29 protein-coding genes are annotated in these 26,156 nt (G+C 59.3%); 14 read left to right on the plus strand and 15 right to left on the minus strand.

The window, feature by feature from the left end; genetic code table 11:
- The first annotated feature begins 52 nt into the window (after positions 1-52).
- Together AAFX04_01735 and AAFX04_01740 are read left to right on the plus strand one after the other, a co-directional pair.
- Positions 53-580: a MarR family transcriptional regulator gene (locus AAFX04_01735; GenBank protein ID MEO1044140.1), complete on the plus strand. Its 528-nt coding sequence runs from the start codon at positions 53-55 to the stop codon at positions 578-580.
- Positions 577-1,674 (plus strand): serine hydrolase domain-containing protein, encoded by a 1,098-nt coding sequence (locus AAFX04_01740; protein ID MEO1044141.1) that lies wholly within the window; start codon positions 577-579, stop codon positions 1,672-1,674. Before AAFX04_01735 ends, AAFX04_01740 begins: the two co-directional genes overlap by 4 nt.
- Before the next feature lie 81 nt (positions 1,675-1,755).
- Here the strand turns inward: AAFX04_01740 and AAFX04_01745 are convergent, their stop codons facing one another.
- From AAFX04_01745 to AAFX04_01775, 7 genes are all read right to left on the minus strand, one after another.
- A complete protein-coding gene (locus tag AAFX04_01745) occupies positions 1,756-2,565 on the minus strand; it encodes a phosphoadenylyl-sulfate reductase (GenBank protein MEO1044142.1) in 810 nt (269 codons plus the stop codon).
- Entirely contained in the window at positions 2,558-3,016 is a 459-nt protein-coding gene (locus AAFX04_01750; GenBank protein ID MEO1044143.1) for a DUF934 domain-containing protein, read from the minus strand. The genes AAFX04_01745 and AAFX04_01750 overlap by 8 nt, the downstream gene beginning before the upstream one ends.
- Positions 3,009-4,643 carry a nitrite/sulfite reductase gene (locus AAFX04_01755; protein ID MEO1044144.1) on the minus strand — a complete coding sequence of 545 codons (1,635 nt, stop codon included), beginning with the start codon at positions 4,641-4,643 and terminating at the stop codon, positions 3,009-3,011. Before AAFX04_01755 ends, AAFX04_01750 begins: the two co-directional genes overlap by 8 nt.
- Before the next feature lie 12 nt (positions 4,644-4,655).
- Positions 4,656-4,955, minus strand: a complete 300-nt coding sequence (locus AAFX04_01760) for a DUF2849 domain-containing protein (GenBank protein ID MEO1044145.1) — start codon at positions 4,953-4,955, stop codon at positions 4,656-4,658.
- Positions 4,952-5,746 carry a uroporphyrinogen-III C-methyltransferase gene (cobA, locus tag AAFX04_01765; GenBank protein ID MEO1044146.1) on the minus strand — a complete coding sequence of 265 codons (795 nt, stop codon included), beginning with the start codon at positions 5,744-5,746 and terminating at the stop codon, positions 4,952-4,954. Before cobA ends, AAFX04_01760 begins: the two co-directional genes overlap by 4 nt.
- Positions 5,747-5,901: 155 nt before the next feature.
- On the minus strand, positions 5,902-7,332 hold the full coding sequence (astD, locus tag AAFX04_01770; protein MEO1044147.1) for a succinylglutamate-semialdehyde dehydrogenase: 1,431 nt from the start codon (positions 7,330-7,332) through the stop codon (positions 5,902-5,904).
- A gap of 86 nt (positions 7,333-7,418) precedes the next feature.
- On the minus strand, positions 7,419-8,861 hold the full coding sequence (locus tag AAFX04_01775; protein MEO1044148.1) for a YdiU family protein: 1,443 nt from the start codon (positions 8,859-8,861) through the stop codon (positions 7,419-7,421).
- A 41-nt stretch (positions 8,862-8,902) separates the two neighbouring features.
- Here AAFX04_01775 and AAFX04_01780 point away from each other — a divergent pair, with 41 nt between their 5' ends.
- From AAFX04_01780 to AAFX04_01805, 6 genes are all read left to right on the plus strand, one after another.
- A complete protein-coding gene (locus AAFX04_01780) occupies positions 8,903-9,823 on the plus strand; it encodes an alpha/beta hydrolase (GenBank protein MEO1044149.1) in 921 nt (306 codons plus the stop codon).
- A complete protein-coding gene (locus AAFX04_01785) occupies positions 9,823-10,980 on the plus strand; it encodes a glycosyltransferase family 4 protein (GenBank protein ID MEO1044150.1) in 1,158 nt (385 codons plus the stop codon). Before AAFX04_01780 ends, AAFX04_01785 begins: the two co-directional genes overlap by 1 nt.
- 230 nt (positions 10,981-11,210) lie before the next feature.
- Positions 11,211-11,984, plus strand: coding sequence for a tetratricopeptide repeat protein (locus tag AAFX04_01790; GenBank protein MEO1044151.1), 774 nt, complete (start codon positions 11,211-11,213; stop codon positions 11,982-11,984).
- Between the two features lie 2 nt (positions 11,985-11,986).
- Positions 11,987-13,315 carry a PQQ-binding-like beta-propeller repeat protein gene (locus AAFX04_01795; protein ID MEO1044152.1) on the plus strand — a complete coding sequence of 443 codons (1,329 nt, stop codon included), beginning with the start codon at positions 11,987-11,989 and terminating at the stop codon, positions 13,313-13,315.
- 51 nt (positions 13,316-13,366) lie between these two features.
- A complete protein-coding gene (gene der, locus AAFX04_01800; GenBank protein ID MEO1044153.1) occupies positions 13,367-14,821 on the plus strand; it encodes a ribosome biogenesis GTPase Der in 1,455 nt (484 codons plus the stop codon).
- 116 nt (positions 14,822-14,937) lie between these two features.
- Positions 14,938-15,372, plus strand: a complete 435-nt coding sequence (locus AAFX04_01805) for an Hpt domain-containing protein (protein ID MEO1044154.1) — start codon at positions 14,938-14,940, stop codon at positions 15,370-15,372.
- 34 nt (positions 15,373-15,406) lie between these two features.
- Here AAFX04_01805 and bfr read toward each other — a convergent pair whose 3' ends face one another.
- From bfr to AAFX04_01825, 4 genes are all read right to left on the minus strand, one after another.
- Complete coding sequence (gene bfr, locus AAFX04_01810; protein MEO1044155.1) at positions 15,407-15,892, minus strand: bacterioferritin; 486 nt, start codon at positions 15,890-15,892, stop codon at positions 15,407-15,409.
- A 100-nt stretch (positions 15,893-15,992) separates the two neighbouring features.
- Positions 15,993-16,166 carry a (2Fe-2S)-binding protein gene (locus AAFX04_01815; GenBank protein MEO1044156.1) on the minus strand — a complete coding sequence of 58 codons (174 nt, stop codon included), beginning with the start codon at positions 16,164-16,166 and terminating at the stop codon, positions 15,993-15,995.
- A gap of 85 nt (positions 16,167-16,251) precedes the next feature.
- The gene (locus tag AAFX04_01820) at positions 16,252-17,514 is read right to left on the minus strand and encodes a DUF418 domain-containing protein (protein ID MEO1044157.1); all 1,263 of its coding nucleotides are present in this window, start codon (positions 17,512-17,514) and stop codon (positions 16,252-16,254) included.
- 37 nt (positions 17,515-17,551) lie between these two features.
- Positions 17,552-18,226, minus strand: coding sequence for a nitroreductase family protein (locus tag AAFX04_01825; protein MEO1044158.1), 675 nt, complete (start codon positions 18,224-18,226; stop codon positions 17,552-17,554).
- 134 nt (positions 18,227-18,360) lie between these two features.
- Between AAFX04_01825 and AAFX04_01830 the strand changes: the two genes are divergently transcribed.
- Positions 18,361-19,146, plus strand: a complete 786-nt coding sequence (locus tag AAFX04_01830) for a Coq4 family protein (GenBank protein MEO1044159.1) — start codon at positions 18,361-18,363, stop codon at positions 19,144-19,146.
- Positions 19,147-19,159: 13 nt separating this feature from the next.
- Here the strand turns inward: AAFX04_01830 and AAFX04_01835 are convergent, their stop codons facing one another.
- The 3 genes from AAFX04_01835 to purL all read right to left on the minus strand — a co-directional run bounded on the left by AAFX04_01835 (position 19,160) and on the right by purL (position 22,306).
- Positions 19,160-19,579: a hypothetical protein gene (locus AAFX04_01835; GenBank protein ID MEO1044160.1), complete on the minus strand. Its 420-nt coding sequence runs from the start codon at positions 19,577-19,579 to the stop codon at positions 19,160-19,162.
- On the minus strand, positions 19,576-19,911 hold the full coding sequence (locus AAFX04_01840; protein MEO1044161.1) for a DUF6122 family protein: 336 nt from the start codon (positions 19,909-19,911) through the stop codon (positions 19,576-19,578). Before AAFX04_01840 ends, AAFX04_01835 begins: the two co-directional genes overlap by 4 nt.
- Before the next feature lie 103 nt (positions 19,912-20,014).
- Positions 20,015-22,306 (minus strand): phosphoribosylformylglycinamidine synthase subunit PurL, encoded by a 2,292-nt coding sequence (purL, locus tag AAFX04_01845; GenBank protein MEO1044162.1) that lies wholly within the window; start codon positions 22,304-22,306, stop codon positions 20,015-20,017.
- Between the two features lie 106 nt (positions 22,307-22,412).
- Between purL and AAFX04_01850 the strand changes: the two genes are divergently transcribed.
- The gene (locus AAFX04_01850) at positions 22,413-22,718 is read left to right on the plus strand and encodes an NINE protein (GenBank protein MEO1044163.1); all 306 of its coding nucleotides are present in this window, start codon (positions 22,413-22,415) and stop codon (positions 22,716-22,718) included.
- Positions 22,719-22,722: 4 nt separating this feature from the next.
- Here the strand turns inward: AAFX04_01850 and AAFX04_01855 are convergent, their stop codons facing one another.
- Positions 22,723-23,412: a hypothetical protein gene (locus AAFX04_01855; protein ID MEO1044164.1), complete on the minus strand. Its 690-nt coding sequence runs from the start codon at positions 23,410-23,412 to the stop codon at positions 22,723-22,725.
- 123 nt (positions 23,413-23,535) lie between these two features.
- Here AAFX04_01855 and AAFX04_01860 point away from each other — a divergent pair, with 123 nt between their 5' ends.
- The 4 genes from AAFX04_01860 (at position 23,536) to AAFX04_01875 (ending at position 26,123) form a co-directional block, all read left to right on the plus strand.
- On the plus strand, positions 23,536-23,793 hold the full coding sequence (locus AAFX04_01860; GenBank protein ID MEO1044165.1) for an exodeoxyribonuclease VII small subunit: 258 nt from the start codon (positions 23,536-23,538) through the stop codon (positions 23,791-23,793).
- Positions 23,794-23,876: 83 nt separating this feature from the next.
- Positions 23,877-24,797, plus strand: coding sequence for a farnesyl diphosphate synthase (locus AAFX04_01865; GenBank protein MEO1044166.1), 921 nt, complete (start codon positions 23,877-23,879; stop codon positions 24,795-24,797).
- Complete coding sequence (coaD, locus tag AAFX04_01870) at positions 24,797-25,306, plus strand: pantetheine-phosphate adenylyltransferase (GenBank protein ID MEO1044167.1); 510 nt, start codon at positions 24,797-24,799, stop codon at positions 25,304-25,306. The genes AAFX04_01865 and coaD overlap by 1 nt, the downstream gene beginning before the upstream one ends.
- Before the next feature lie 193 nt (positions 25,307-25,499).
- Entirely contained in the window at positions 25,500-26,123 is a 624-nt protein-coding gene (locus AAFX04_01875) for a peptidylprolyl isomerase (protein ID MEO1044168.1), read from the plus strand.
- The last annotated feature ends 33 nt before the right edge of the window (positions 26,124-26,156 follow it).

A 26,156-nucleotide genomic window follows, 5' to 3' on the forward strand; every position in this document is an offset into this window, starting at 1 on the left:
AGAAGCGCAAAAATTTGCGCGACTTGACCGGTCTGCCCATTTATGCAAAATAATGCGCAATTATTTGCATAAATGGAGCGGCCAAATGTCGTCATTAGAAAAACTTTTCGGACTCAAGGCTCGACGCCTCGCGGATACAATTGGGCAGCAAGGCCGGGATGCTTATGCAGCACTGGATGTCCGTGTGGATGCCAAGCTGAACTCGCTGATTATCGCTTTGGGCGAGATAACCAGGTCGACATCCACCGAACTTGCATCGCAGACCGGATTATCGCGGCAGCTGGTTGAGACTCGTTTGGCAAAAATGGAGCGAGAGGGCCTGGTCAGCTCCGCAACTGACGACGCCGATGCACGCCGTCGGCTTTATTTCCTGACCGACGAAGCACATATCCTGGCGCAGCGGGTTCATGCGGTGATGACCAATTTTGAGTCTGTTTACCAATTGATCTGGGATGAAATCGGCGTCGATCTCGCAGATGCTATTTCAAAGGCAGAGGCAGCGTTGAACAGCCGATCACTGACCGACCGCTATCTGGACCAGTTTGCGACTGACATGCCGCGAAAGGAGTTTGTGCAATGAAGTACTTCCATCTTGCTGCCTTCATTGTGCTGTGGTCTCTGTTCTCGATTTATCCGGCATCAGCGCGCGAGGGCGTTGCCCAGGCCCTCCCCCCGGAGGTTGCAGAAGAGATTCGTACCTATGTTGAAGATCGCTACAAGGGCGACGGTGCGGGCGTATCTGTATTGGTCGCACGTGATGGGCATGTGATATTTGAATCAGCCCGTGGCTGCGCCAACTGCGAATTCGATATCCCGAACGGGTCGAATATCGCCTATCGTATAGGATCAATATCAAAAGCGATTACCGCAATAGAGCTATTGCGATTTTCAGAACAGGGTTCCTTGGAGCTGCATGCGCCAATCGGCACCTATATGCCCGATCTGCCCGAACACATGGCCCGTGTCACGGCATTTCAACTCATGTCGCACACTTCAGGTCTCGCTGATCACGTTTTCGATCCCGATATTCTCCCATTCATACGTAGCGGCATGTCCAATAAGGAAATACTCGACATGCACGCGGATACTCCTGTCCGGTTCGAACCCGGCAGCCGGTATGAATATGTGAACTTCAATTACACGCTCCTGGGCATGTTGATCGAAGCCCTCTCCGGCGAGTCATATTCAGATTATATGGAGCAGGAACTGTTTGCGACACGCGGCCTGCATAACTCAGCCAATGATGATCGGCGGGACCTAGTGCGATACCGCGCTCAAAATTACCACGAAGAAGATGGTGTGCTTCTTCACGCTGAAAATGTTGACCTGAGCCATGTGGGAGCCGCCGGGCAGCTCTTAATGTCTCCGTCAGATCTCGTTCGATGGTTCCAGCTCTTGATGGACGGTGAACTGGTTTCGCCTGAGACTCGTTCCCTCGCATGGACGGAAGTGATCCCTGCTGATGGGGAAGGCGGTGGCTATGGCCTAGGCTTCAACATCGCAGAGCGAAACGGGGAAACATACATATATCACACCGGGTTGACGCCTGGCTCACATGCGGCTGTAGGTATCATCCCGGCTGATAAGCTGATTGTCGTCGTGGCCAGCAACGGTTTTCATCTGCCACGGTCGGGAAAGGCCGTAAATGATATCGTCGATCTAATTCAACGTTAGCGTCCTGGCCGGTGATTATCGTGACAGGCCGGATTATCGATTATCTGTTCCCCTCCCGCAAGCGGGAGGGGAGAAAACAGTCTAAAACACAGGATCATTTGCGCCGTCATCGGCATCATCGCTGCCATCGACCGGTGCGTGAATACCACATTCGGTCTTGTCCCAGCCTTTCCACCGGCCCGAGCGGGGGTCTTCGCCGGGGGCGACCTTCGAGGTGCAGGGCGCGCAGCCTATGGACGGATAGCCTTGCTCCACCAGCGGGTGGCGCGGTAAGTCGCGCTTCTCAAAATAGGCTTCGATATCCTCAGCCGACATGTTGGCCAGCGGGTTGATCTTGAGGCGGCCCTGCGCGTCGGATGTATCAATCTCGAAGCGAGGCAATCCGGCGCGAGTGCTCGACTGGAAACCCTTGCGGCCGGTGATCGAGGCATCATAGCCCGCCAGCGCCTTGGCGAGCGGCTTGACCTTGCGGATTTCGCAGCAGCCATCGGGATCATAGGACCAGCGTAACTCGGTCTTGTCTTTAGTGGCCAGCTCGGCTTCATCCGGTGTCAGGATGACCAGATTGGTGAGACCGAGATGCGCTATCAGTTCATCGCGATAGGCCAAAGTCTCGGGGAAGTGCTTTTGCGTGTCGAGGAACAGCACCGGGGTCGCCGGATCAACCTCGGCAATCATATGCAACAGCACCGCGCTTTCCGCACCGAAGGATGACACCACCGCTAAGTCACCGACCAGATTGTCGCGGATCACCGAGGCCAGCATATCCTGAGTCTCACTGCCGCGGAACAGGCGGTTGAGACGAATGGCATCGCTCTCGCTGAAACGCGGGCCGATATCGAGCCAGTCGGGCGTATGCGCGCCCGTCTTTGAGGTTTTCTGTTCAGCCATGACGCAGCTCCCAGATCGGTGAACGGCCATCGACCGTCTTCTGATAGACATTGTCCCAAGTGGCAAAGGCGCGTTGGGCGGCGGCTTCATCGAGCGGCTTGTCGGGCGCAAAACTGTCAAAGCCGCAGCGGCGCATATGGCTAAGCTGGTCGATCAATACATCGCCCACAGCGCGAAGTTCGCCAGTGTAACCCGCCTCGCGCAAAATCCGTGCGGCAGAATAGCCGCGGCCATCGGCAAAGCTGGGGAAGTTGATTTCGATCAGTGCCAGCCGGTCGAGAAAGGGCAGCAGCACCCGGGCATCATCACCCGGTTCGATCCGCACGGCGGTGGCATTGGTCTGGTCGCAACAGGCGTCGACCGTGACCGTGCCATGGTCGGCCGGTTCATCATCGCGGAAACGGAACTGGACTTCGTCGGGCGAGGTTCCGAGATCATTGGAATCAGCCATAAAGCGCCTCCTTGAACGGCTCCATGCCGATGCGGCGATAGGTGTCGACGAAGCGTTCGCCATCTGCGCGGCGTTCCAGATAGAGATTGGTCACCGTCTCAATCGCGTCGATAACGCCATCTTCGGTGAAACCGGGGCCGGTGATCTTGGCGAGACTGACATCCTCTGCGCCCGATCCGCCGAGCGAGAGCTGGTAGTTTTCGACGCCTTTCTTGTCGACGCCCAAAATGCCGATATGCCCGGCATGGTGATGGCCGCAGGCATTGATGCAGCCGGAGATTTTGAGCTTCAGCTCGCCGAGATCACGCTGGCGGTCGAGATCGGCAAAGCGCTTGGAGATCTTCTGCGCCAGCGGGATGGAGCGGGCATTGGCGAGGCTGCAATAATCAAGGCCGGGGCAGGCGATCATATCGCTGATCAGGTCAAGATTGGCGGGCGCGAGACCTGCGGCATCGAGCTTCTGCCAGACGGTATAAAGATCAGCCTTTCTGATATGCGGCAGCACGATGTTCTGCGCATGGGTGACGCGCAGTTCATCGAAGCTGTACTCGCGCGCCAGTTCGGCCATCAGCTCCATCTGCTCGGCTGTCGCATCGCCGGGGATGCCGCCGGTCGGCTTCAGGCTGATGGTGGCGATGGCATAGCCGGACTGCTTGTGCGGGTGGGTATTCTGCTCGACCCAGATGCGGAAATCAGGGTCGCTGAGGTCCAGGTCGTCGCTGGCGTCCTGGTCGAAGGCCGGATCGGTGAAATAGCCGCTGATCCGCTCCAGTTCAGCCAGTGGCGGGTTCAGGCCCAGCGTCTTCATATGCGCGAATTCTTCTTCGACCTGCCGCTGATATTCGTCCGCACCAAGCTCATGCACAAGGATCTTGATCCGCGCTTTGTACTTGTTGTCGCGGCGGCCATAGCGGTTGTAGACGCGCAGGCACGCCTCGGCATAATGCACCAACTCATCGGCGGGGACGAAATCACGGATTTCCGGGCCGATCATCGGGGTGCGGCCCATGCCGCCGCCGACAAAGAATTTCGCGCCCAGCTCGCCCGCATCATTGCGCACCAGCTGAATACCAATATCGTGCAGCCGCATCGCCGCACGGTCCTCATCCGCTGCAATCACGCAGATTTTGAACTTGCGCGGCAAATAGCTGAATTCCGGGTGGAAGCTCGACCATTGGCGCAGCAATTCGGCCCAGGGGCGCGGATCGGTGATCTCGTCAGCAGCGGCTCCGGCATATTGGTCGGAAGAGATATTGCGGATGCAATTGCCGCTGGTCTGGATGGCATGCATTTCGACCGTCGCCAATTCTTCGAGAATATCGGCGGCGTCCTCCAGCTTGATCCAGTTATACTGGATGTTCTGGCGGGTGGTGAAATGGCCATAGCCCTTGTCATATTTGCGCGCGATATGGCCCAGCATATTCATCTGGCGTGAATTCAGCGTGCCATAAGGGATGGCGACGCGCAGCATATAGGCGTGGAGCTGGAGATAGAGGCCGTTCATCAGCCGCAGCGGCTTGAACTGGTCCTCGCTGAGCTCGCCACGCAAGCGGCGCTCGCACTGGTCGCGAAACTCGGCGACGCGCGCGTCGACCATGGCCTGATCATATTGGTCATACTGATACATTGCGGGCTGCTCCTAGATGATCCACTCGAGCGCTTCGGGGTCTTTGGGTTTCAATGTGAGGTCAGGCCGCACCGTGGGGCCGAGCGCGCGGACCCGGTCCTTGATATGCGCCGGGCGGACGCTGCCATCTTCATCGCGAATGGCTTCTATCAGATAGGGGACGTTGACGCGGCGCGCTGCCTCTTCGCGGGCCAGGATTTCCTCGCCATGATCGCCGACATCGGCGGCATCATCGACATAGCGCGACCAGTCGGAGCCGGTCCACCAGATCACATCGCCGGTCTTGAGATCGTTTCCGGTCAGGATTTTCATGCGTTTTGTCCGATCTTTCTTGCTGCTGCTTCGGTGCGCAGAGCCGCCAGCGCATCTTCGGCATCGGATTGCTGCACCACATCGCCGATCACGATCAGTGCCGGACTAACCACATTATGCCGTGCGATCATATCGGGCAGATCGGTGAGCAGGGTGCGCAAGGCGCGGCTATCATCGCGTGTGCCTTTTTCCAGCACCGCGACCGGCATATCGGGTGAAACGCCATCGGCGATCAGCTTTTCGGTGATGTCGCGAGCCGTATGGACGCCCATATAGATCACCAAAGTGCGGCCCTTGCCCGCAAGGCCGGACCAGTCCTGATCGCTGAGGCCCTTGCACTGACCGGCAACAAAGGTCACCGCGCTGCTGTGATCACGATGGGTCAGCGGCAGCCGGGCTTCGGCAGCGGCGCCATTGGCTGCGCTGATGCCAGGGATGACCTCGACGGGTACTTGTGCCGCGCGGCAGTCATCGACTTCCTCACCGCCGCGACCGAAGATGAACGGATCGCCGCCCTTGAGGCGCACGACATTATGGCCCTTGCGGGCCTCATCGATCAGCAACTGGTTGATATCGGGCTGGGGCAGGGTATGCCGGGCGCGGCGCTTGGCGACACTGATCAGCCGGGCATCGTCTCGCGCCATGGCGAGTATCGCCGAGTGAACCAGCCCGTCATGCACGATCAATGGCGCGCTCGCGATCAGGCGTGCCGCCTTGACGGTCAGCAGATCGGGATCGCCCGGACCGGCGCCGACCAGATAAACGGTTCCTGTTTCGGCAGTCTGTACCATGCTGTCCTCAATTTGCGTGGCTGCGCGGCAATGCGCAGATCGACAATGTGCATGTGCGTCTTTGGCGCGTTTCACGCAAAACACTATCTTTTGACAGGCTTGAAGATAATCTTTGGCCTTGTCGCGGAACATTTGTGATGAAGCCGCTGGCTGTATTAGCGTGCGGTAACCTCGCCCTGAATGTCCTTCAGGCCAACACCGATACTGGCGCGTGGCTGCTCCGCCTCGGCCGAGACCACAGGGAAGGCACTGTAATCGGCGGCATAATAGGCGCTGGGGCGATGATTGCCCGACAGACCGATGCCGCCAAAAGGCGCGGCGGATGAGGCACCATTGGTCGGGCGGTTCCAGTTGACGATGCCGGCGCGGCTATTGGCCCAAAATTGCTGATATTGTTCCGGCGAACCACCGAGCAGCGCCGCCGACAGGCCGAAACGCGTGGCATTGGCCTCGACAATGGCATCCTCGAATGTGTCCACCCGGATCACCTGCAGCAAAGGGCCGAACAGCTCGACATCGGGCCGTTCGCGGATATTGGTGACATCGATGATCGCCGGGGTGAGATAGGGCAGCTCGTTTTTCGGTCGTGCCATATGCTTGATCGCCTTGCCGCCCTGGCTCATCAGCGTCAGGAAGCTCTCGGTCAGGCCGTCGGCGGTCTCATTGTCGATCACCGGCCCCATATAGGGTGCCGGGTTGGCAAACGGCTCATCGATGATCAACCGGTCAGCCAGCCTCTTGGTCTTGGCGATGACGTCGTCATACATATCGGCCTTGACGATCAGCCGGCTGGCGGCGGTGCAGCGTTGCCCGGCGGTGGTAAAGGCCGACTGGACGATCAGGGTTGCGACATCGTCATGCTTCGGTGTGTCCCAGACAATGATCGGGTTGTTGCCACCCATTTCCAGCGCCACAATCTTGTCCGGCCGCGCCGCCAGCGCGCGGTTGATGGCAATGCCGGTCTGTGCCGATCCGGTGAACAGCACCCCGTTGACATCGTCATGCATGGTCATTTGTTTGCCTTCATCCGGCCCGCCGATAACCAGCCGTACCGCGCCTTCGGGTATGCCGGCGGCATGGTAGAGCTCGACCAGCAGCGCGGCCGTGGCCGGAGTTCTTTCCGAAGGTTTGAACACCACCGTATTGCCGGCAATCAGCGCCGGGATGATATGGCCATTGGGCAGGTGCGCCGGGAAGTTGTAGGGGCCGAGCACCGCCATTACGCCATGCGGCTTGTGGCGCAGCGCCATCTTGTTCGACACCGCACCGTCGAGTGTGCGCGATGGTGTCCGTTCGGCATAGGCTTTGACCGATATGTCGATTTTCTTCATCACCGTTTCGACTTCGGTATGGGCCTCCCAAAGCGGCTTGCCGGTTTCGTTGGAGATGCAATGTGCCAGATCGTCGGCGCGGGCACGCACCTCATTGACGAAACGGCGGCACAGTTCGATGCGGGCTGTCAGCGAGGTGCTGGCCCATTTCGGCCAGGCTTCGCGCGCAGCGGCGACCTCGGCGTCGACGTCGCTGGTGCCACGGCGCCAATATTCTTCGCCGGTTGCGGGCGCATAGGATATGATCTCGCTCAACGCATCGACTCCGTGCCACCCCAAATGCGATGGAGTTGTGCAAATAGTGTAGTGGCTAATGCCCCTAATACCATAGGATTAACTTCTCAACTCCAGTCGAGGGGAGCGCCATGCGCTGCACCCATATCGCGCAGCGCTGCAATCTTCTGCTCCAATGGCTGCCATTCGTCGCGTTCGGCAATCGCTTCCCATAGCGCTTCGACTTCCTCGATCGCCATGCCCTGTGGTGCCTCGCCCTGCCAATAGCCATGGGCGCAGTCATTGGCGACAGGTTGATAGGGCTTGAGGCAGCCTATCCAGTTGGCGAGGGCCGCGTCCTTCTCATCATCGCCCATGGGCTTCAGCATATCGGGTATCGTTCCCCCGCCGCTCACCAGCTGACGGCTGTGGAAAAAGAATTCATCGATGGTGTGACGCTCGGTCAGGAGCAGCTTTTCGCTCGCCTGGACCAGCGCCCGGTCTTGCTCATCGCCGCGCGAAACAACGCCGAGGCGCCAGCAAAATTGTTGCATCAGCGCCTGTTGATAGCGCAGGCCGAAGCCGTCCAGCGTCGCGATCAGCGGCTCGGCCTCACACAGCATCCGCAGACATGTCGCCAGCTGCCCCAGATTCCAGTGAAAAGCCTCGGGCTGGCGGGCGAAGCAATATAGCCCCTGATGATCGAAATAGGCGGCGGTAAAGCCGGGCTGCCAATATTGCGCAAAGCGCCAAGGGCCGTAGTCGAAGCTTTCGCCCGAGATATTCATATTGTCGGTGTTCAGCACGCCATGGACAAAACCGGCGACCATATAGCTGGCAACCAGCCGGGCCATGCGTGTAGCGACGAGATCGAACAGATGTGCCGCATTGTCGGCGTCGTCGCGATTATCGGCCTCGTCATCATCATAATAATGCGTCAGGCAATATCGGACCAGCGCTGCCATGCTCTCGGCGTCACTCTCGAACGCCAGCCGCTGGAAGCTGCCGAAGCGGATATGTCCATGGCTGAGACGCACCATAACCGCCGATCGGGTCGGTGACGGTTCATCGCTGCGCCATAATTCCTCATGCGTCTCCACGATCGAGAAGGTGCGGCTGGTATTGACGCCCAGTGCCTCGAGCATTTCGGTCGCCAGCAATTCGCGTACTGCGCCTTTCAGCGTCAACCGACCGTCGCCGGCGCGGCTCCATGGCGTGGTGCCCGATCCCTTGGTGCCAAGGTCCATCAGCCGTCCGTCCATATCGCGGAACTGGGCGAAGAGGAAACCGCGGCCATCACCGATTTCCGGATTGTACACACGGAACTGATGCCCGTGATAGCGCAGCGCCAGCGGCTGTTGCAGATTGTCCGGCAAGGGCTGGAAGCGGCCAAAATGGTTTATCCATGCCGCATCATGGAGGGTGTCGAGGCCCAGCGAAGCCGCTGCGCGATCATTGCGGAAGCGAAGCGTGGTCTTTGGAAAACGTGCGGCCTCGACGGCATCCGCCAGTTTCGGAGCGATTGCGAGTATCAGGGTTTCGGCGCTCGGCGCTTGCGATTGCGAAGTCATGGGGGCATTAGTGGAGATGAAGCAAGCATGGTGCAAGCACGATGGTTACAACCACAGATTTTGAAGATGGCTATTGGTGGTCAAATGACGGCCTGAGGCTGCATTTCCGGGATTATGCCGGGCCTGCCGACCGGCCGCCGATATTGTGCATGCCCGGCCTGACCCGCAATGCCCGTGACTATGAAGATGTTGCGGCGCGGCTGGCGGGTGAATGGCGGGTGATCTGTGTCGAGTTTCGCGGCCGTGGCGAGAGCGCCTATGCCAAGGATCCGATGAGCTATATGCCGCTGACCTATGTCCAGGATGTCGAGGCATTGCTGGCGCAGGAGAAGATCGAGAAATTTGTCAGCATCGGCACCTCGCTGGGCGGGCTGATCACCATGTTGCTGGCGTCGATGCGTCCGGGCCGGGTCGTCGGTGCGCTGCTCAACGATGTCGGCCCCGACATATCGCCCGAGGGGCTGGAGCGGATTCGCGAATATGTCGGCCAGGGCCGCAGCTTCCCGACCTGGATGCATGCGGCGCGCTGGCTCAACGAGCTGCAGGGCATGGTGTTCCCCGATTTCACCCTGACCGAATGGCTGGCCATGGCGAAGCGGACGATGAAGCTGAGCGGCGGCGGGCGCATCGTTCTCGACTATGACATGCGTATTGCCGAACCGTTTCAAGTGCCCGGCGGCGAGGCCGGGGTTGATTTATGGCCGACGCTTGCTGGCCTGGCCGAGGTGCCAACATTGATTGTGCGGGGAGAAACATCGGATATTTTTGCGCCTGAAACCGCCGACAAGATGCGCACCGTGCTCAACAAGGCGAAGCTGGTGACGGTGCCCGGGCGCGGCCATGCGCCGACGCTCGATGAACCGGTGGTGCAGCAGGCGATCGATGCGCTGCTCGCCGAGGTCATGGCCAACGAGCCAGATGAAGCGCGTCAGGTCGAGACACAGGACAGTACCGCGCCATAATGCCCCGGCCTGCGCGTATTCTTCATCTTCACAGCACCTTCGATCATGGCGGCAAGGAGGATCGGGCGGTGCGCCTGATGAACGCCATGGGCAGCAAGGTGCAGCACCGCATCGTCAGTGCGGTTCCGGGTGCGCTGGGCGCGCGCAAGGCCATTGCCAACAATGTGAAGGTGGACTTTCCCGAAGATTTTCCGGCGCTGGCCGGTCGGCCAGGCCTGGGACGCTATGACCGGCTGGCGCAGGCGATGAAACGCCATGACCTTGTGCTGACCTATAATTGGGGCGCGATGGATGCAGTGATGGCGCATACGCTGTTTGCCGGGCATCACAAATTGCCGATGCTGGTGCATCATGAGGATGGTTTCAACGCCGATGAAGCGGTCAGGCTGAAGCGCCGCCGAAACTGGTTCCGCATGATCGCACTGGGGCGCACCCATTCCCTGGTGGTGCCGTCGCGGCGGCTGGAAAGCATTGCCTATACCGTGTGGCGTCAGCCCAGCTCGCGGGTGCATCGCATACCCAATGGCATTGACGTCAAAGCCTATGCGCGCAAGCCCGGGTCAGGCGCAATACCCGGTCTGCGCAAACGCAAGGGCGAGCTGATAGTTGGTACGCTGGCCGGGTTGCGCCCGGTGAAGAATCTGCCGCTGCTGGTGCGGGTGATCGCCCGCTCAGCGCATCGCGAGCAGATACGATTGGTGATCGTCGGTGATGGCCCGGAGAAAGAAGCCATTGCCGCCGAAGCCGAGCAACACGGCATTGCCGACCAGTTGGTGATGCCCGGCTTTCTGGGGCGACCCGAGCGGTTTGTCGGGCTGTTTGATATTTTCGCACTCACATCGGACAGCGAGCAATTCCCGATTTCGCTGGTCGAGGCAATGGCGGCGGGCAGGCCGGTGGTGGCCAGCGATGTCGGTGATGTGCGCAGCATCGTCACCGAACAGAATTTGCCATTTCTTGCCCCTGCCCGGGATGAACAGGCGCTGGTCGAGGCGCTCGACCGGCTGGCCGGCGATGCGGCATTGCGGGCCGAAACCGGCGCTGCAAACATGGCGCGGGCGCGCGAGGATTATGACATTGGTGAAATGATTGCCCGCTATGGCGATATCTATAACCGCGCATCGGGCCGTACATTATTGCCGGTCAATCGCGGCTGAGCGCTTCATTTCAGGTTCAGCCCGGATGCGTAGTTTTCGGCGATAATGTTGATAACCGGCCTGCAGGGGAAATTTGTCATGGAAAGCTGGTCGCTGCCCAGCTAAGGAACCGTTTACAGAGCAGAGCCTGTCCTGCAATGCCGCACCGAGCGTCTGGTATGATACAGGCTTTGCAGGGGTAAATCGTGTAATGACAGCAATTTGCATCATCATACAGAAAAGGATTTCAGGTGGCGCGTAAACCGGATACGCCGCAGCCGGGCAATGCTCCGGGCGGTGCAGCATCAAGCCAAAGCGATGTTTTCATGCGCGAAGTTGACGACGCGCTGCGCGGCGACGAGCTGGCGATGTTCTGGCAGCGCTATGGCCGCTGGCTGATTACGGCAGTCGTTCTCGGGCTCGCCGCGCTCGCTGGCTGGTTGTTCTACCAGAACAGTGTAGAGGAGGCGGCCGGGGTCAAAAGCGAGGAGTTTGTCTCCGCTGTCGATGCCATGAAGCGCGGCAATCTCGAAGGCGCGATGACAGCGCTGAAACCACTCGAATCCGCGGATCAACCAGGCTATCAGGCGCTTGCAGCGTTGACCAGCGCGGGAATATTGGCCCAACAGGGCAAGACCAGGGAGGCGGTCGCTGCCTTTGCCGGGCTGGCCGCCAATGAGGACGCGCCAGAAGCCTATCGCAATCTCGCACTGATCCGCCAGACCGCGATCGAGTTCGACACGGTGGAACCCGAAACCGTCATCAGCCGCCTTGAGCCGCTGGCCGTACCGGGCAATCCATGGTTCGGTAGTGCTGGCGAAATGGTGGCACTGGCGCATCTGCAGATGGACAAGCCAGAGCTGGCAGGCCCATTATTCGCCGAGCTGGCGAAGGATGAAAAGGTTATCGAAACCATCCGCGAGCGATCGAAACAGATGGCCGGGCTGCTTGGGATCGATGCGGTGATCGATCTGGAGGATGATCAAGGGGGCGCTGCAACCGCAGATCAAGAGGAAGAGGGATGAGAATGATTTCCGCTAAATCGGTGGCCGCTGGCGCTCTGGCGCTGCTGCTTGCCGGATGTGGTGTATTGGGCGGCAGCGACAAGCCGAAACAGACCCCGACTATCGGCAATCGCACCGCGATATTGAGCAATGCCGAAGCCAGTGCCGAGGTGGACTCGACAATTAGCGGCCTGTCGGTACTGCTTCCGGCACCGGCGCGCAACACTGCCTGGGCCCAGCCTGGTGGCAATGCTGCCAAGTCGGTCGGCCATGTTGCGCTGGGAGACAGCCTGTCGCTAGCCTGGAGAGCGCAGATAGCAGGATCGAGCAAGCGTGAGCGCCTCGCCTCGGAGCCGGTGTCTGCCAATGGTCGTCTGTATGTTTATGATACCGCCGCCAGGGTCTATGCCTTTGATCTCGCCAGCGGTGCCCGGGTCTGGAGCTCTGCCCTCTCGGTCGAGGGCGATGGCAGCAACACCGTCTTTGGCGGTGGTGTCAGCGTCGACGGCAGCCGTGTCTATGCGACCACGGGTTTCGGTGAAGTCGCGGCGCTGAATACCGATAGCGGCGAACTGCTATGGCGCGTCAAACCCGCCGGACCGCTGCGCGGCGCACCGACAGTGGCGTTCAACTCGGTCTATGTCATGACCCAGGACAACCAGCTTTATTCGCTCTCCGCCACCGATGGCTCGGTGCAGTGGAGCCGTCAGGGTACGGCCGGGCGTGCTGGTGTGTTCGGCGTTGCCGCCCCTGCAGTTGGTCAGGGCACGATCATCGCCGGCTATTCGTCGGGCGAACTGAACGCCTATCGCTATGAAAATGGCCGCGAGCTGTGGTCCGACGCGCTGGCGCGGACCCGGATTTCGACTTCGGTTGCAACGCTTTCCGATATCGACGCCGACCCGATTGTCGATCGCGGCCGTGTTTATGCGCTGGGCGAAGGTGGACGCATGGCGGCCTATGAGCTGACGGTGGGCCAGCGTATCTGGGAGATCAACATTGCCGGTATCTCGACCCCGGCACTGGCGGGCGAATGGCTTTTCGTGCTCACCGATGATGCGCGCATGCTGTGTATCGCCCGGTCGACCGGCAAGGTGCGCTGGATCGCGCAATTGCAGCAATGGCGCGACGAGAAGGACAAGCAGGGTGCAATCAGCTGGACCGGCCCGGTTCTCGCCGGCAATCGCCTGATTGCCGCGTCTTCGGATGGCCAGATCGCCGCTGTCTCCCCCAATGAAGGGGCAATCAACATCTTGTTCGATCTCGACAAGCCGATCACCGTGCCGCCGATCGTTGTCGACAATACGCTGATTGTTCTGGATGACAGCGGGCGGCTCAGCGCCTATCGCTGATGGCTCGGGGAGCGGCTATGCGCGCGCTCCCAACGCTGCCGGGAAGAAAACATGCTGCCCGAAATAGTCATTATCGGCCGTCCCAATGTCGGCAAGTCGACGCTGTTCAACCGGCTGGTGGGCAAGCGGCTGGCGCTGGTCGATGACCAGCCGGGGGTAACCCGCGATCGCCGCGTGGGTGAGGCCGAACTGCTGGGACTGAAATTCAGTATCGTCGATACGGCCGGTTATGAAGATGAGGATCCCGAGACACTGCCGGGCCGGATGCGCCAGCAGACCGAGGCTGCGGTGGCCGGAGCAGCGGCGACGCTGTTCGTTGTCGATGCCCGTGCCGGGATCACGCCGCTGGATGAGGAAATCGCCCGCTGGCTGCGTACTGTGAAGACGCCGATCGTGCTGGTCGCCAACAAGGCCGAGGGCAAGGCCGCAGAGAGCGGTCTGCTGGAAAGCTATGCGCTCGGTTTTGGCGATCCGGTGGCGCTGAGCGCCGAGCATGGCGAGGGCCTGGCCGATCTCTTCGGCGCTATTCGTGAGCCCGTGGAACAGGCAATGCTGGCGCTGGAGCAGGGTTCTGACGCGGCTGAAGCGTTGCAGAAGCCTGAGCTTGACGTGGTGGTTGCCGAGGACGCGCCCGATGAGGAGTTCGTGCCCAGCGAGGAAGAGCTGGGGGCCTTGCAGTTGGCGATTGTCGGGCGCCCCAATGCCGGTAAATCGACACTGATCAACACAATGCTCGGCGAGGACCGGCTGATTACCGGACCAGAGGCCGGCATTACCCGTGACAGTATCGCGGTGAACTGGGAATGGACCGACAGGGACGGTGACGTCCGCGAGGTGCGGCTGATCGACACCGCCGGCATGCGCAAGCGCGCCAAAGTGATCGAGAAGCTGGAAAAAATGTCGGTTGCCGATGCCAGGCGCGCTATTGATTTTGCCGAGGTTGTGGTGCTGTTGCTCGATGCCACCAAGGGGCTTGAGGCGCAGGACCTGAAAATTGCCGATCATGTGCTGCAGGAGGGGCGGGCGCTGATCGTCGCGATCAACAAATGGGATGTCGCGGAGAATGCCAGTGCATTGTTCAATGGCATACGCGCCGCGCTTGATGACGGGCTGGCGCAGATACGCGGGGTTCCGGTGATCACCGTGTCGGCGATGACGGGAAAGGGTATCGATCCGCTTCTCTCTGCTGCCTTCGAGGTGCGACGCAGCTGGTCGCGGCGTATTCCAACCTCGTTGTTGAACCGCTGGTTCGACGATGCGCTCGACGCCAATCCGCCGCCAGCGCCCGGCGGCAAGCGGATCAAATTGCGCTTCATCACCCAGGCCAAGACGCGACCGCCCGGCTTTGTGCTGTTCGGTACCCGGCTCGACGCGCTGCCCGAAAGCTATAAACGTTATCTGATAAACGGCATCAGGCGCGACCTGGGCTTTGATGCGGTTCCGGTGCGGCTGACACTGCGCAGCCCCAAAAATCCTTATCATACGCGCCAGAAAGACCGCGACTAGGCGGGGTTTCCCATTGTGCTTCCCGCGCAAAAGCGGCGGTTCGTCAACATTCTCTTTACCTCTGCCATTTATCATTCCGTACGGTGAACGACAGGCGTTCATGACGGAGTTATCAGGTGACGCACGAAGACACACCATTGGTGAACTGGGCGACATTTTCCGACACCCGCTCGGGGCTGGGTGCGGATTTCGTTCGCATTCTCGGTTATTTCCGTGAAGACGGCACCAAATCAGTGGCACAGATCGAAGAGGCGATGCGCGCGCGCAACGCTGCAGGACTGGTGATTCCGGCGCATACGCTCAAGGGCGATTCTGCGCAATTCGGTGCTGAACGGCTGTCATTGCTGTCGGAAAATATCGAGATGGCGGCGCGCCGCCTTGTCGAACTGCGCCAGGAGCCGGACGAACTGCTGCAACAGGTGGTGGTGCTGCGGCAACTGTTCGAGCAGACTTTGGCGTCGCTGGAAAAGGAAACCAATCCGCTGGTTCAGCGCCGCACATTCGGACGTCGTACCGAAGAGCCGGTCGATAACAGCTTTGGCCGTATCTGACGGTCGGCTTTTCCGGTTACGTTTCCCTTCCCGATCAGGTCTCTTCGTCTGCCGGTCGCGACTGCAACTGGATATAATTTTCGATACCCATGCGCTCGATCATGTCCTTCTGGGTCTCCAGCGTGTCGACATGGTCTTCCTCGCTGGTCAGGATCGCGGCGAACAGGTCACGGCTGACATAATCGCTAATGCTCTCGCAATAGGCGACCGCGCCTTTCAGCATCTCAACCGCTTCATATTCCAGCGCCAGATCGGCATCGATGATCTCTTCGACCGACTCACCGATCTTCAGCCGCCCCAGCAGCTGGAAATTGGGTAGGCCGTTGAGGAAAAGGATGCGTTCGGCAAGCTGGTCGGCATGCTTCATCTCGTCGATCGACTCATGCCGTTCGAATGCGGCGAGGCGAGTCACACCCCAGTCATGAAGCAGGCGGTAATGCAGCCAGTACTGGTTGACCGCAGTCAGCTCATTCTTGAGCGCTTCGTTAAGCAGTTCTATGACCTTTTGATCGCCACGCATAGATTCCGTTCCTTTGTTGTTCGCGCTCTATATAGCGACGAAGCAACCGGAATAAAACCCTCAAAGCCGCAGAAAACGTAGGTTTTTTAAGGTGATAATGCTAGGCGGTCGCAGCTTCTGTATTGATAATGCTTTGCGCAAATTTCAAGCACTGGCCGCATTTAGGACGCCGACCGAGCCGGGCATAGACATCTGCCGGACGCCCCGGGCCTGCTTCGAGAAGCGCGGCCTTGAGATCCTTTTCCTTGATGGCATTGCAGACGCAAACAACCATATTTCGACTCCTTACAGGAATAGAAATAGCGATAATGAGAATGGCTTGCAAGAGCTATTGCGAGGCTTTTGCAATTATTTTTGCGTCACTGCCCCCTGCGCAATGGCTGCGCCTTGCCGCGCGCCAGTGAGCGCCACAGCCATTCAAGCGGGCCATAGCGAAAGTGCATCAGCCAGGGCTGCGACCATGCCAGCATCAACGCCCACATGGCGATGACGAAAAGATAGAGCGTGGCGCGGCTGATCTCGCCGTACAAATTGAGACCATAGCCGTAAAACAGGCTGGTCATGACAATGCTTGTGCCGAGATAATTGGTGAATGCCACGCGTCCGGCACAGGCGACGCGTCGGATGAATGCGGTACCTGCACGGGTCTTCGCCCAGATCACCAGCACCGCAGCCCAGCCAATGGCCATCACCACATCGAACGGGATGCTGAACGCCAGCGACGAGGCAAAGACACTCACCGCCGAAAAGTCACTGGCATATTGCAGCCAGGCGAGCGCGGCCAGCGGCGGTATCGCGATGGCAAAGCAGGTCAGCGCCCAGCGGCGATAGCGTGCTATCTCCCACTGACCGGTCAGCATTCCGGATTTGTATAGCGCCATGCCAATCAGCATCAGCCCCAGCGTTTCCATGCCGACATTTAGCAATGAGGAGAAGGGCAGCAGCGCCAGCGCGCCTGTGCGATAGCTGAAAATGCCAGCATAGCCGCCCTTGTGGCGTTCGAGATCATCGGCAGCATCTTGCGGGTTGCTGCCGAAATCCCTCTCGATCTCGGCAAGCGCGGTCTGTGCTTCGGCAATCTGTTCGGCACTGGCCGTGCCGCTGGCGATCATTCCCTCAAGTGTGAAGAATATCGCGGAGACCCCACCCAGGAACAGGAATTGCGCTACGAGCAGTCCCACGGCCCAGGCGCGCAGTTTGTTCACCGGAAGGTTACGGAAGAAATAGAGTATCAGGCCAGCTTGGGCATAAAGCGCCAATATGTCGCCCTCCCAGATGAAGTAGAAATGCAGCAGGCCGAAGACCAGCAGCCATATCATGCGGGCATAGTGCACATGGACGGCGGACTTGCCGCCCGCGACTGCGCGCTCGATCACCAGCGCCGCGCTGGCCCCGAACAGCATGGAGAACAGGCCGCGCATCTTTGAATCGACAAAGATGAAATTGAACAGCCAGGCAATGCCATCGACCATGCTGTCATAGCCATAGGATAGCGGGTTGAAATAGGCACCGCCGGGCAGCGCCATATTGACGATATTCATCGCCAATATCCCCATAACCGCAAAGCCGCGCACGGCATCGAGTTCGAAATAGCGCGTAGCTGCCGGTGCGGTTGTAGCCATTGGTTGCTCCCCCGAACCCTCCTGTATCAGCGCATGGTTACAGCCAGCTGGAAATCTGGTCCAGCGGCTTTTTCAGTGTCGCATGCACCGGGATTGTCGCGTCCGGGGCAGGCTTGCCGACCACCAGAACCATCATCGGCTTTTCGGTGGCCGGGCGTTCGCACAGCTCGTTGAGGAACTTCATCGGATTGGGGGTGTGCGTGAGCGTCGCCAGACCGACATCATGCAGCGCTGTGATCAGCATCCCGGTAGCGATGCCGACGCTCTCATTGACATAATAGTTCTGCTTGGCGTCACCCGGTTCGATACCGCCCTTGCGCTGAGCAAAGATGACGATGAGATAGGGCGCGATTTCAAGGAATGGCTTGTCGGCATCGGTGCCCAGTGGGTCGAGCGCCTCGAGCCATTCATCGCTGGCCTTGCCGGCATAAAAGGCGCGCTCTTCTTCCTCGGCGGCGGCGCGCAGCGCGGCTTTCTTTTCCGCCGAGGTGATCACCGCGAAATGCCAGGGCTGATGATTGGCGCCATTGGGCGCTGTTCCCGCCGCCAGCAGCGCTTGCTCTATCACCTCGCGCGGTACTGCATCAGGTGCAAAATAGCGGCAGGAGCGCCGTGTCTTTATCGCCTCATAAAAATCATGTGCCCGTTCGATGCGCTGAGCATCGCTATAATCGGGCAGCTGAGTGTAGGGCAGGGTATCATGCGGTTTCATTATCGGTATCCGGTTGGTTGCTCTGCACCCTGCCTAGCGCGGTGTCGCGTTGGACAAAAGCCCTGCTGCTAACGATTTATTGACATAAATGTCAGTAGTGCTATTTCTCATATAGTATTCATGTGAGACCAGCCATGCCGACATCTGACCTTCCGCTAGTGCATCCCGAACGCGAACGCGCGGCTTTTCAGCCGTTGAAGGCACTGCACCATTTCCGCAAGCTGATCGCCGATAAGGAAGACACCGAGCAGGTGTTCCACATCACCAACAATTTGCGCAGCCAGCGCTATTTTGACGATGCGATGCGCTTTCTCAGCAGCGATGCCGGGCGCGAACTGATGGCACGCAACGAAAACCTTGTCGCCATTCTCGATGATCATGAGACGCTGAAGGCCATGCCCGCAGGATCGCTGGGCTGTGCCTATGTCGAGTTTATGGAGCGTGAGAATATCACGGCGCAGGGCCTGGTCGAGGAAAACGCCAAATTCGCCTCGAAGATTCCCAGCTATCCGGACCAGTTGGAATGGTTCGGCCATCGGCTGCGTGACACCCATGATCTGGTGCATGTGCTGACCGGCTATGGCCGCGACCCGCTGGGCGAGCAATGCGTTCTCGCTTTTTCCTACAGCCAGAACTTCTCGCTCGGCTTTCTGTTTATCGCCTATGCTGGGGGTTTTGAGGTCAAGCGCCGGATGCCGGCCAAGGCCAAGGCGCCGGTATTCTCCGCCATTCGCGAGGCGCAGCGCCATGGCAAAGCGGCGGCCAATATCGGCCATGCGGATATCTCGGCGCTGCTGGCGCGTCCGTTAGAGGAAGTGCGTGCCGAGATGAACATCGTGCCGCCGACACGCTATCAGGAAGCAATGCGCATCTATGCCGATGCCGGGGTCAACCCGCACAACCTGCTGGTGGCGGCCTGAACAGAGCGGGCGCTCAGCGCAATTCCTTGCGGATCACCAGTTTGAGTCCGGACCAGGTCGCATCGACGGCACACACTTTGATATCGACCAGCCCCATGGGCAGGCAGACGATACGGATCACATCTTCGGTGATATCGGTGTCCATCTTGGCGGCCTTTTTCGGCCAGCTCACCCAGATCTGGCCGTCGGGCGCGATGGTGGTGCGCAGCATGGTGAGGCGGTCCTCCAGAACCGCGCGTTCGGTGACGAAGATATGCGCTGCGTTGAGGCCATCGGAAGGCTCGGCCTCTTCGGCAAGGTCCAGCTCGTAATCGGCAATCTCGGCGCGGACGCTGTCGGGCATGGCGTTAAACCAGACACGCATCCCGTCCTTCAAGGTCAGCTTCTTGGCCAGCGGCGTGCCGGAATAACCGGATGGTGGTGCTTTGCTCATAACACCATCATAACGCAGTCGCCCGCATCGGTCACCAGATGCCATAAGCATCCCAGTCCGATCGCCCGCACCCACCATCGCGGCACCAGCAACAGCGCGGCATAGACCAAGGCGGCCCAGATGGTGTGCAGCGGATGAAAGCCGATGGAACAGCGATCGGGATCGAACACCGGATCGGCGAGCAGATGGTCGAGGTCAATCGCGATGGTGGCGACCATGATGAGCGCCGCCTGCCACCAGCGGCGCGGGTCATCGGCGTTGTGCCAGATGATCCATGCGATCAGGAAGGGCGCGATAAAATGGCCGGAATAGTGGAGGATGGGTTGGAGCATTTATGAAACCGTCATCATTGCGGGGAGCGAAGCGACGCGGCAATCCAGAGCCGCGCAAGATGCTCTGGATTGCTTCGCTACGCTCGCAATGACGCTCGAGGGGTCAATCCTCCATCCAGTCCTTGAAAAAACTCTGATGCGCGGCGCAGAGGTCGGCGAGATCAATAACAACATCGCCGCCTGGCATGTCGAAAATTAGCCTTGGTTGGTCAGAAACAGTGCCAAGCCAGGATAGTTCTACATCGTTCGCTTTCGCTGCCTCGGTCAGCTTTTCTTTTGGCTCAGTTGAGCTAAAAACGTATAAGCCCTGATCCTCGCCAAACAGTCCATTTACTCCCAATTCGATGCCGCCCGGGATGAAGGCTCCCAAGTTACTTGCCAAACACATTTCGGCCAATGCAACAGCGATCCCACCATCAGAAACATCATGCACTGCGTGTAAAAGCTCTTTTGCAATGAGCGCCTTTACAAACTCACCTGTCCGCCTTTCAGCCTTAAGATCAACTTTCGGTGCGCGGCCTGTCGAAAGCCCATGGACCTCGCGCAACCATGATGACTGCTCAATGTGTCCGGTTAAAGAACCCGCTAGGAAAATGCCTGCTCCCACTTCACGCTCATTTCGGGTTCCTTCGTACTGTAGCGAAGTTTCATCCTTAAACCCCATCGTCATCATCTGATCGAGGTTGTCTATCAACCCAATCGCGCCAATCGCGGGCGTCGGCAGGATTGCACGCGGTACGCCATCCGGTCCGGTGGTCTCGTTATACAGCGACACATTGCCGCTAACGATCGGCATATCGAGTGCCTTGCATGCCTCGCTCATACCCTGCAGCGCGCCTACGAACTGCCCCATAATCTCCGGGCGTTCGGGGTTGCCGAAATTGAGGCAGTTGGTCACCGCCAGCGGCTTGGCGCCGACGGCGATCAGGTTGCGATAGGCTTCGGCGATGGCCTGTTTGCCGCCCTCATAGGGATCGGCATGAACATAGCGCGGGGTGCAGTCGGTGGTGATGGCGAGGCCGCGATTGGTGCCGTGGATGCGGACAACCGCCGCGTCGCCGCCGGGTTTCTGGACCGTATCGGCCATCACCTGATGGTCATATTGCTCCCATATCCAGCGGCGGCTGGCAAGGTTGGGGCTGGCCATCAGCTTCAAAAGATCGGCGCGGATGTTGGTGCTTTCAGGGATATCCTCTGCCTTGAGCGGCTCGGCGGCTTTGGTCGGCACATGCGGGCGATCATACAACGGCGCATCATCGGCCAGCGGCGCCAGCGGGATATCGCACACCACTTCGCCCAGATGCTCCAGCACCATATGGCCGGTATCGGTGACTTCGCCGATGACCGCGAAATCGAGTTCCCATTTCTCGAAAATCGCCTGGGCCTCATCCTCGCGGCCGGGCTTCAGCACCATCAGCATCCGTTCCTGAGACTCAGAGAGCATCATCTCATAGGCGGTCATATGGGTTTCGCGTTGCGGCACATGGTCGAGATTGAGGCGGATACCGACACCGCCATTGCTTGCCATTTCAACGCTGGACGAGGTCAGTCCCGCCGCGCCCATATCCTGAATAGCGACAATCGCATCGGTCGCCATCAGTTCGAGACAGGCCTCGATCAGCAGCTTTTCGGTGAACGGGTCACCGACCTGCACCGTTGGGCGTTTTTCCTCGCTGTCCTCGTCAAATTCGGCGCTGGCCATGGTCGCGCCATGGATGCCGTCGCGCCCGGTCTTTGAGCCGACATAGACAATGGAATTGCCGACGCCGCTGGCTGCGGAATAGAAAATCTTGTCCTGCTCGGCGATGCCCACCGCCATGGCGTTGACCAGGATATTGCCGTCATAAGCCGGGTCGAAATTGGTCTCGCCGCCGACTGTCGGCACGCCGACGCAATTGCCATAGCCGCCAATGCCCGCGACCACGCCCTTCACCAGATGCTTCATCTTGGGGTGGTCGGGCGAGCCGAAACGCAAAGCATTCATCAGCGCCACCGGCCGCGCGCCCATGGTGAAGACATCGCGGAGGATACCACCGACCCCGGTCGCCGCGCCCTGATAGGGCTCGATGTAGGAGGGGTGGTTATGGCTCTCCATCTTGAAGATCGCCGCCAGCGGCTTGCCATCGGGGCCGGGGCCGATATCGACCACCCCGGCATTCTCGCCCGGCCCGCAAATCACCTGCGGCCCTTCGGTCGGCAGTTTCTTCAGGTGAATGCGCGAGGATTTATAAGAGCAATGCTCCGACCACATCACCGAAAAGATGCCCAGTTCGACCAGATTGGGTGCACGGCCCAAGGCGTTCAATATGCGGTCATATTCTTGCCGAGCGAGGCCATGTTCGGCGACGATCTCCGGGGTGATTTCGGGTGCTGGCGCGGGCTGATTCTGGGTCATGCGTCGCTCCATAGCTGCATGATGCCAGTGCTGCTAGGGTCCGGTATTACCTTTTCCTTAATTATGCGATGCTAAGCGCTTTTCTGTCGTAACAGGGGAGTGCGCAATGGCCGATTATCATGGCGACATGATGTATGAAGTGGGCAATGTTTACGAACGGGTCGATGACCGCAATTACCCGGTGGCCATCATATTGCTCCTCCTCTTCGGTGCCATTGGCATACACCGGCTTTATCTGAACGATCGCAGCATCGGCTTTCTGTATTTCGGCTGCTTCGCGGCAACGGTGTTTATCGGCATATTGACCTTCAATTTCACGCTGCTGACCTGGTATCTGGGACTGGCCTCGCTCGCGCTGTTCGGCGAGTTTATCTATTTCATCTACAAATGGCTCGACCGCAGCCGTTCCTGATTTTTCAGGCGGTGCGCTGGCGCGCTGCCCAATGGGCAAGCAAGGCGAGAATGGTAAATGCCACTAGCGCGGTCCATGCGATGCTGGGGCCATAGCTTTCAGGCTGAGGACCGAACCAGTTATAAAGTTGCACCGCGAGCAAGACCAGCGCCAGCACCAGAGGTGCCAGCCAAGCGCGTCTGACCTGGCTGTTCACCGGCTTTGGCCGGGTTGCGCGCAGATACCAATAAAATGCGCCGAAACACAGAATGAGCTCCAGCGGCATTTCGATCAGCGGATGGTTCCACAGGCCAAGCCCGAGTTTCGGCTCGCTGCCGAACAGGGTCAGATCAGGTACGTGCACCAACAGGTCGAGGAACCAGTGTGATATAACTACCAGCGCACCGGCCAGCGCGGCACGGCGATTACCGCTGGCCAGCATCACCAGCAGGCCGAAACCAAAGGCGAAGCCGAACGTACCCAACAGGCTGTGGCTATAGGGTATGTCATACAGGTCCATCGGATTCATCATCGACATGCCCGGCGAGATGCGCATATTCTCGATACCGGCCAGCGCGAAACCGAAAAAGGCATAGTCGATCAGCTGGGCGGCAATGAACATCGTACCAAGCCCCACTGTGCTGACCGCGCCTTTTTCATCACCTGTTGCCAGCGCTGCCGCGGCAAAGGCCGGTGCATAATGGCCGATGAACATGTCTTTCCCCCGGTGATGACATTATGCGGGTCACTATGCGCATGATCGCACCGCCATGCAAATTGGCGGCAATATGGCTGCCGCCCTTGACCCGGACCGGCCTGCCCGTCAAAGCATGGAGCCATGACACAAGAGATATCGGAAATGGATGAAGCGGCGATTGCCGCGCTGAGTTTCGAGGACGCGCTGGGTCGGCTCGAAGCCGTGGTCCGCCAGCTCGAGAGCGGCGAGGCGACGCTCGACAGGTCGATCACGCTGTATACGCTGGGGGAGCGCTTGCGCAGCCATTGCCAGAAGCGTCTCGATGATGCCAAAAGCCGGATCGAGAAAATCACCATCGGGACGGATGGCCAGCCTGGCACCGAGCCGTTTGACGACTGACAGTGGCGGGCGGTCAGTGCCATCGCCACTGGTTTGGGGATGCCATGATATGGGCCAGAATATGGGTCTAGAAGCAGGGATATATGACGGACGAATCTTCACCGGCGCTATCTGATACTTCGCTTCTGTCGGAAGCCTTTACCGGGATTGCCGAGGATATCGACGCGGTTTTCGACCGGATATTGCCGATCCCCGAAGATCCGCGTGCACCCCTGTTCGCAGCAATGCGCCATGCCGCCATTGGTGGCGGCAAGCGGGTGCGGCCGCTGCTGCTCACCGAAACCGCTTCACTGTTCGGTGTCGATCGCAATGCTGCGCTGCTTGCGTCTACGGCGGTCGAGGCGATCCATGTCTATTCGCTGATTCATGATGACCTGCCATGCATGGATGATGATGACCTGCGTCGTGGCAAGCCGACGGTACACAAGGCGTTTGACGAAGCGACCGCCGTGCTGGCCGGAGACTCGCTGCACGATCTGGCCTTCGAAATCCTGTCTTCCGTCGATGTGCACAGCGATCCCTTTGTGCGGGTCGAGCTGGTCTCGGCACTGGCTACGTCGAGCGGGCCTTCGGGCATGGCTGGCGGGCAGATGATGGACCTGGCCGCCGATGGACAGCAATTCGACCTCGCCACCGTGACCCGGCTGCAGCAGATGAAGACCGGTGCGCTGATCGGTGTGTCGGTCGAGATGGGGGCAATATTGGGACGCCTGCCTGAAGAGGGTCGCGCGCCGCTGCGTGCTTATGCCCGCGATATTGGTCTCGCCTTTCAGATCGCCGATGATCTGCTCGATGTCGAAGGTGACGAGGAACTGGCGGGCAAGGCGCTGGGCAAGGACGAAGATGCGGGCAAGGCGACCTTCCTCTCGCTTCTCGGTGTCGACCGCGCGCGCGAACAGGCCTTTTTCCTGGTCGACCAGGCGGTCGGCCATTTGCAGGATTTCGGCGACGAAGCCAATGTGTTGCGCGCGCTTGCGCGGTTTATTGTGGAAAGGGATCGCTAATGGCTCAGCGCATCGGCGTCTATCCAGGGACATTCGATCCCATCACCCTCGGTCATATGGATATCATTCAGCGCGGGGCCAATCTGGTCGACAGGCTGATTATCGGTGTTACCACCAATATCAGCAAATCGCCGATGTTCACTGATGAGGAGCGCATCGAGACTGTGCGCCGCGAAGTGGCCGCTATCGGCAATAGCGATATCGAAGTGGTCGGGTTCAATTCGCTGCTGATGGATTTTGCCGCCGATCAGGGGGCATCGGTGGTTATTCGCGGGATTCGCGGCGTCACCGATTTCGAATATGAGTATCAGCTCACCGGCATGAACCGCCAGCTTAATGACAATATCGACACGGTGTTCCTGATGGCCGATGTCGCGCTGCAGCCCATCGCCTCAAGGCTGGTCAAGGAAATCGCTCTATATGGCGGGGAGATCGGCAAGTTTGTGACGCCGACGGTTCGCGAACAGGTAATGGCGCGGGTCGGGGAACTGGGCCTCAAGGGCGGTTAAGGGACATGCGCCATCATTCATCATGTTGACAGCATTGACGCCGTATCGCATCGGGCACAGCGGGCGTTGCAGCTGAAATCGGATGAACCGGCGCCAGACAGATATTTGGAGAGTTTAAGCAATGTTGCGCACATCACTATGGGCAAGGCTATGCGCCGTGTTTGCGGCGATCTGCCTGGCAATGCCCGCAGCCATGGCCCAGGAAAGCGAAACGCAGGGCGAGACCGAAGCCAGCGTACCGGAGATCACGCCCGAGCAGCGCAAGGCGATGCGCGACAATCCGGACAACATATTGCATCTCGACCTTTCCACCGGTGGCCGGGTCACGATCCAGCTCTACCCCGATGTCGCTCCGACGCATGTCGAACGCATCAAGACACTGGCACGCCAGGGCTTTTATGATGGTATCATCTTTCACCGCGTGATTGACGGTTTCATGGCGCAGACCGGTGACCCCACCGGTACTGGACAGGGCGGATCGGAGCTTCCCAACCTCAAGGCTGAATTCAACCGCCTGCCACATATTCGCGGCACTGTGTCGATGGCGCGCACCAGCGATCCAGACAGCGCCAACAGCCAGTTTTTTATCGTTTTCTATCCGCGTTTCTCGCTCGATAACAAATATACCAATTTCGGTCGGGTCAAATCGGGCATGCAATATGTCGACATGATCAGCCGCGGTGAGCCGCCGACCCAGCCATCGCGTATCGTTCAGGCGTCGCTGGCATCGCAGAACAAGCCAATCCCCGATCTCACCGCCACCGCAGACGACGAGCCGGAGATTTCGGTCGACGATCTCAACGCGCCGATCGGCTGACTGCGCTACCAACGGGTTATTGGGCCGGATGAT

This window comes from Pseudomonadota bacterium, assembly GCA_039818985.1.
Lineage (GTDB): Bacteria > Pseudomonadota > Alphaproteobacteria > Sphingomonadales > Sphingomonadaceae > Alterisphingorhabdus.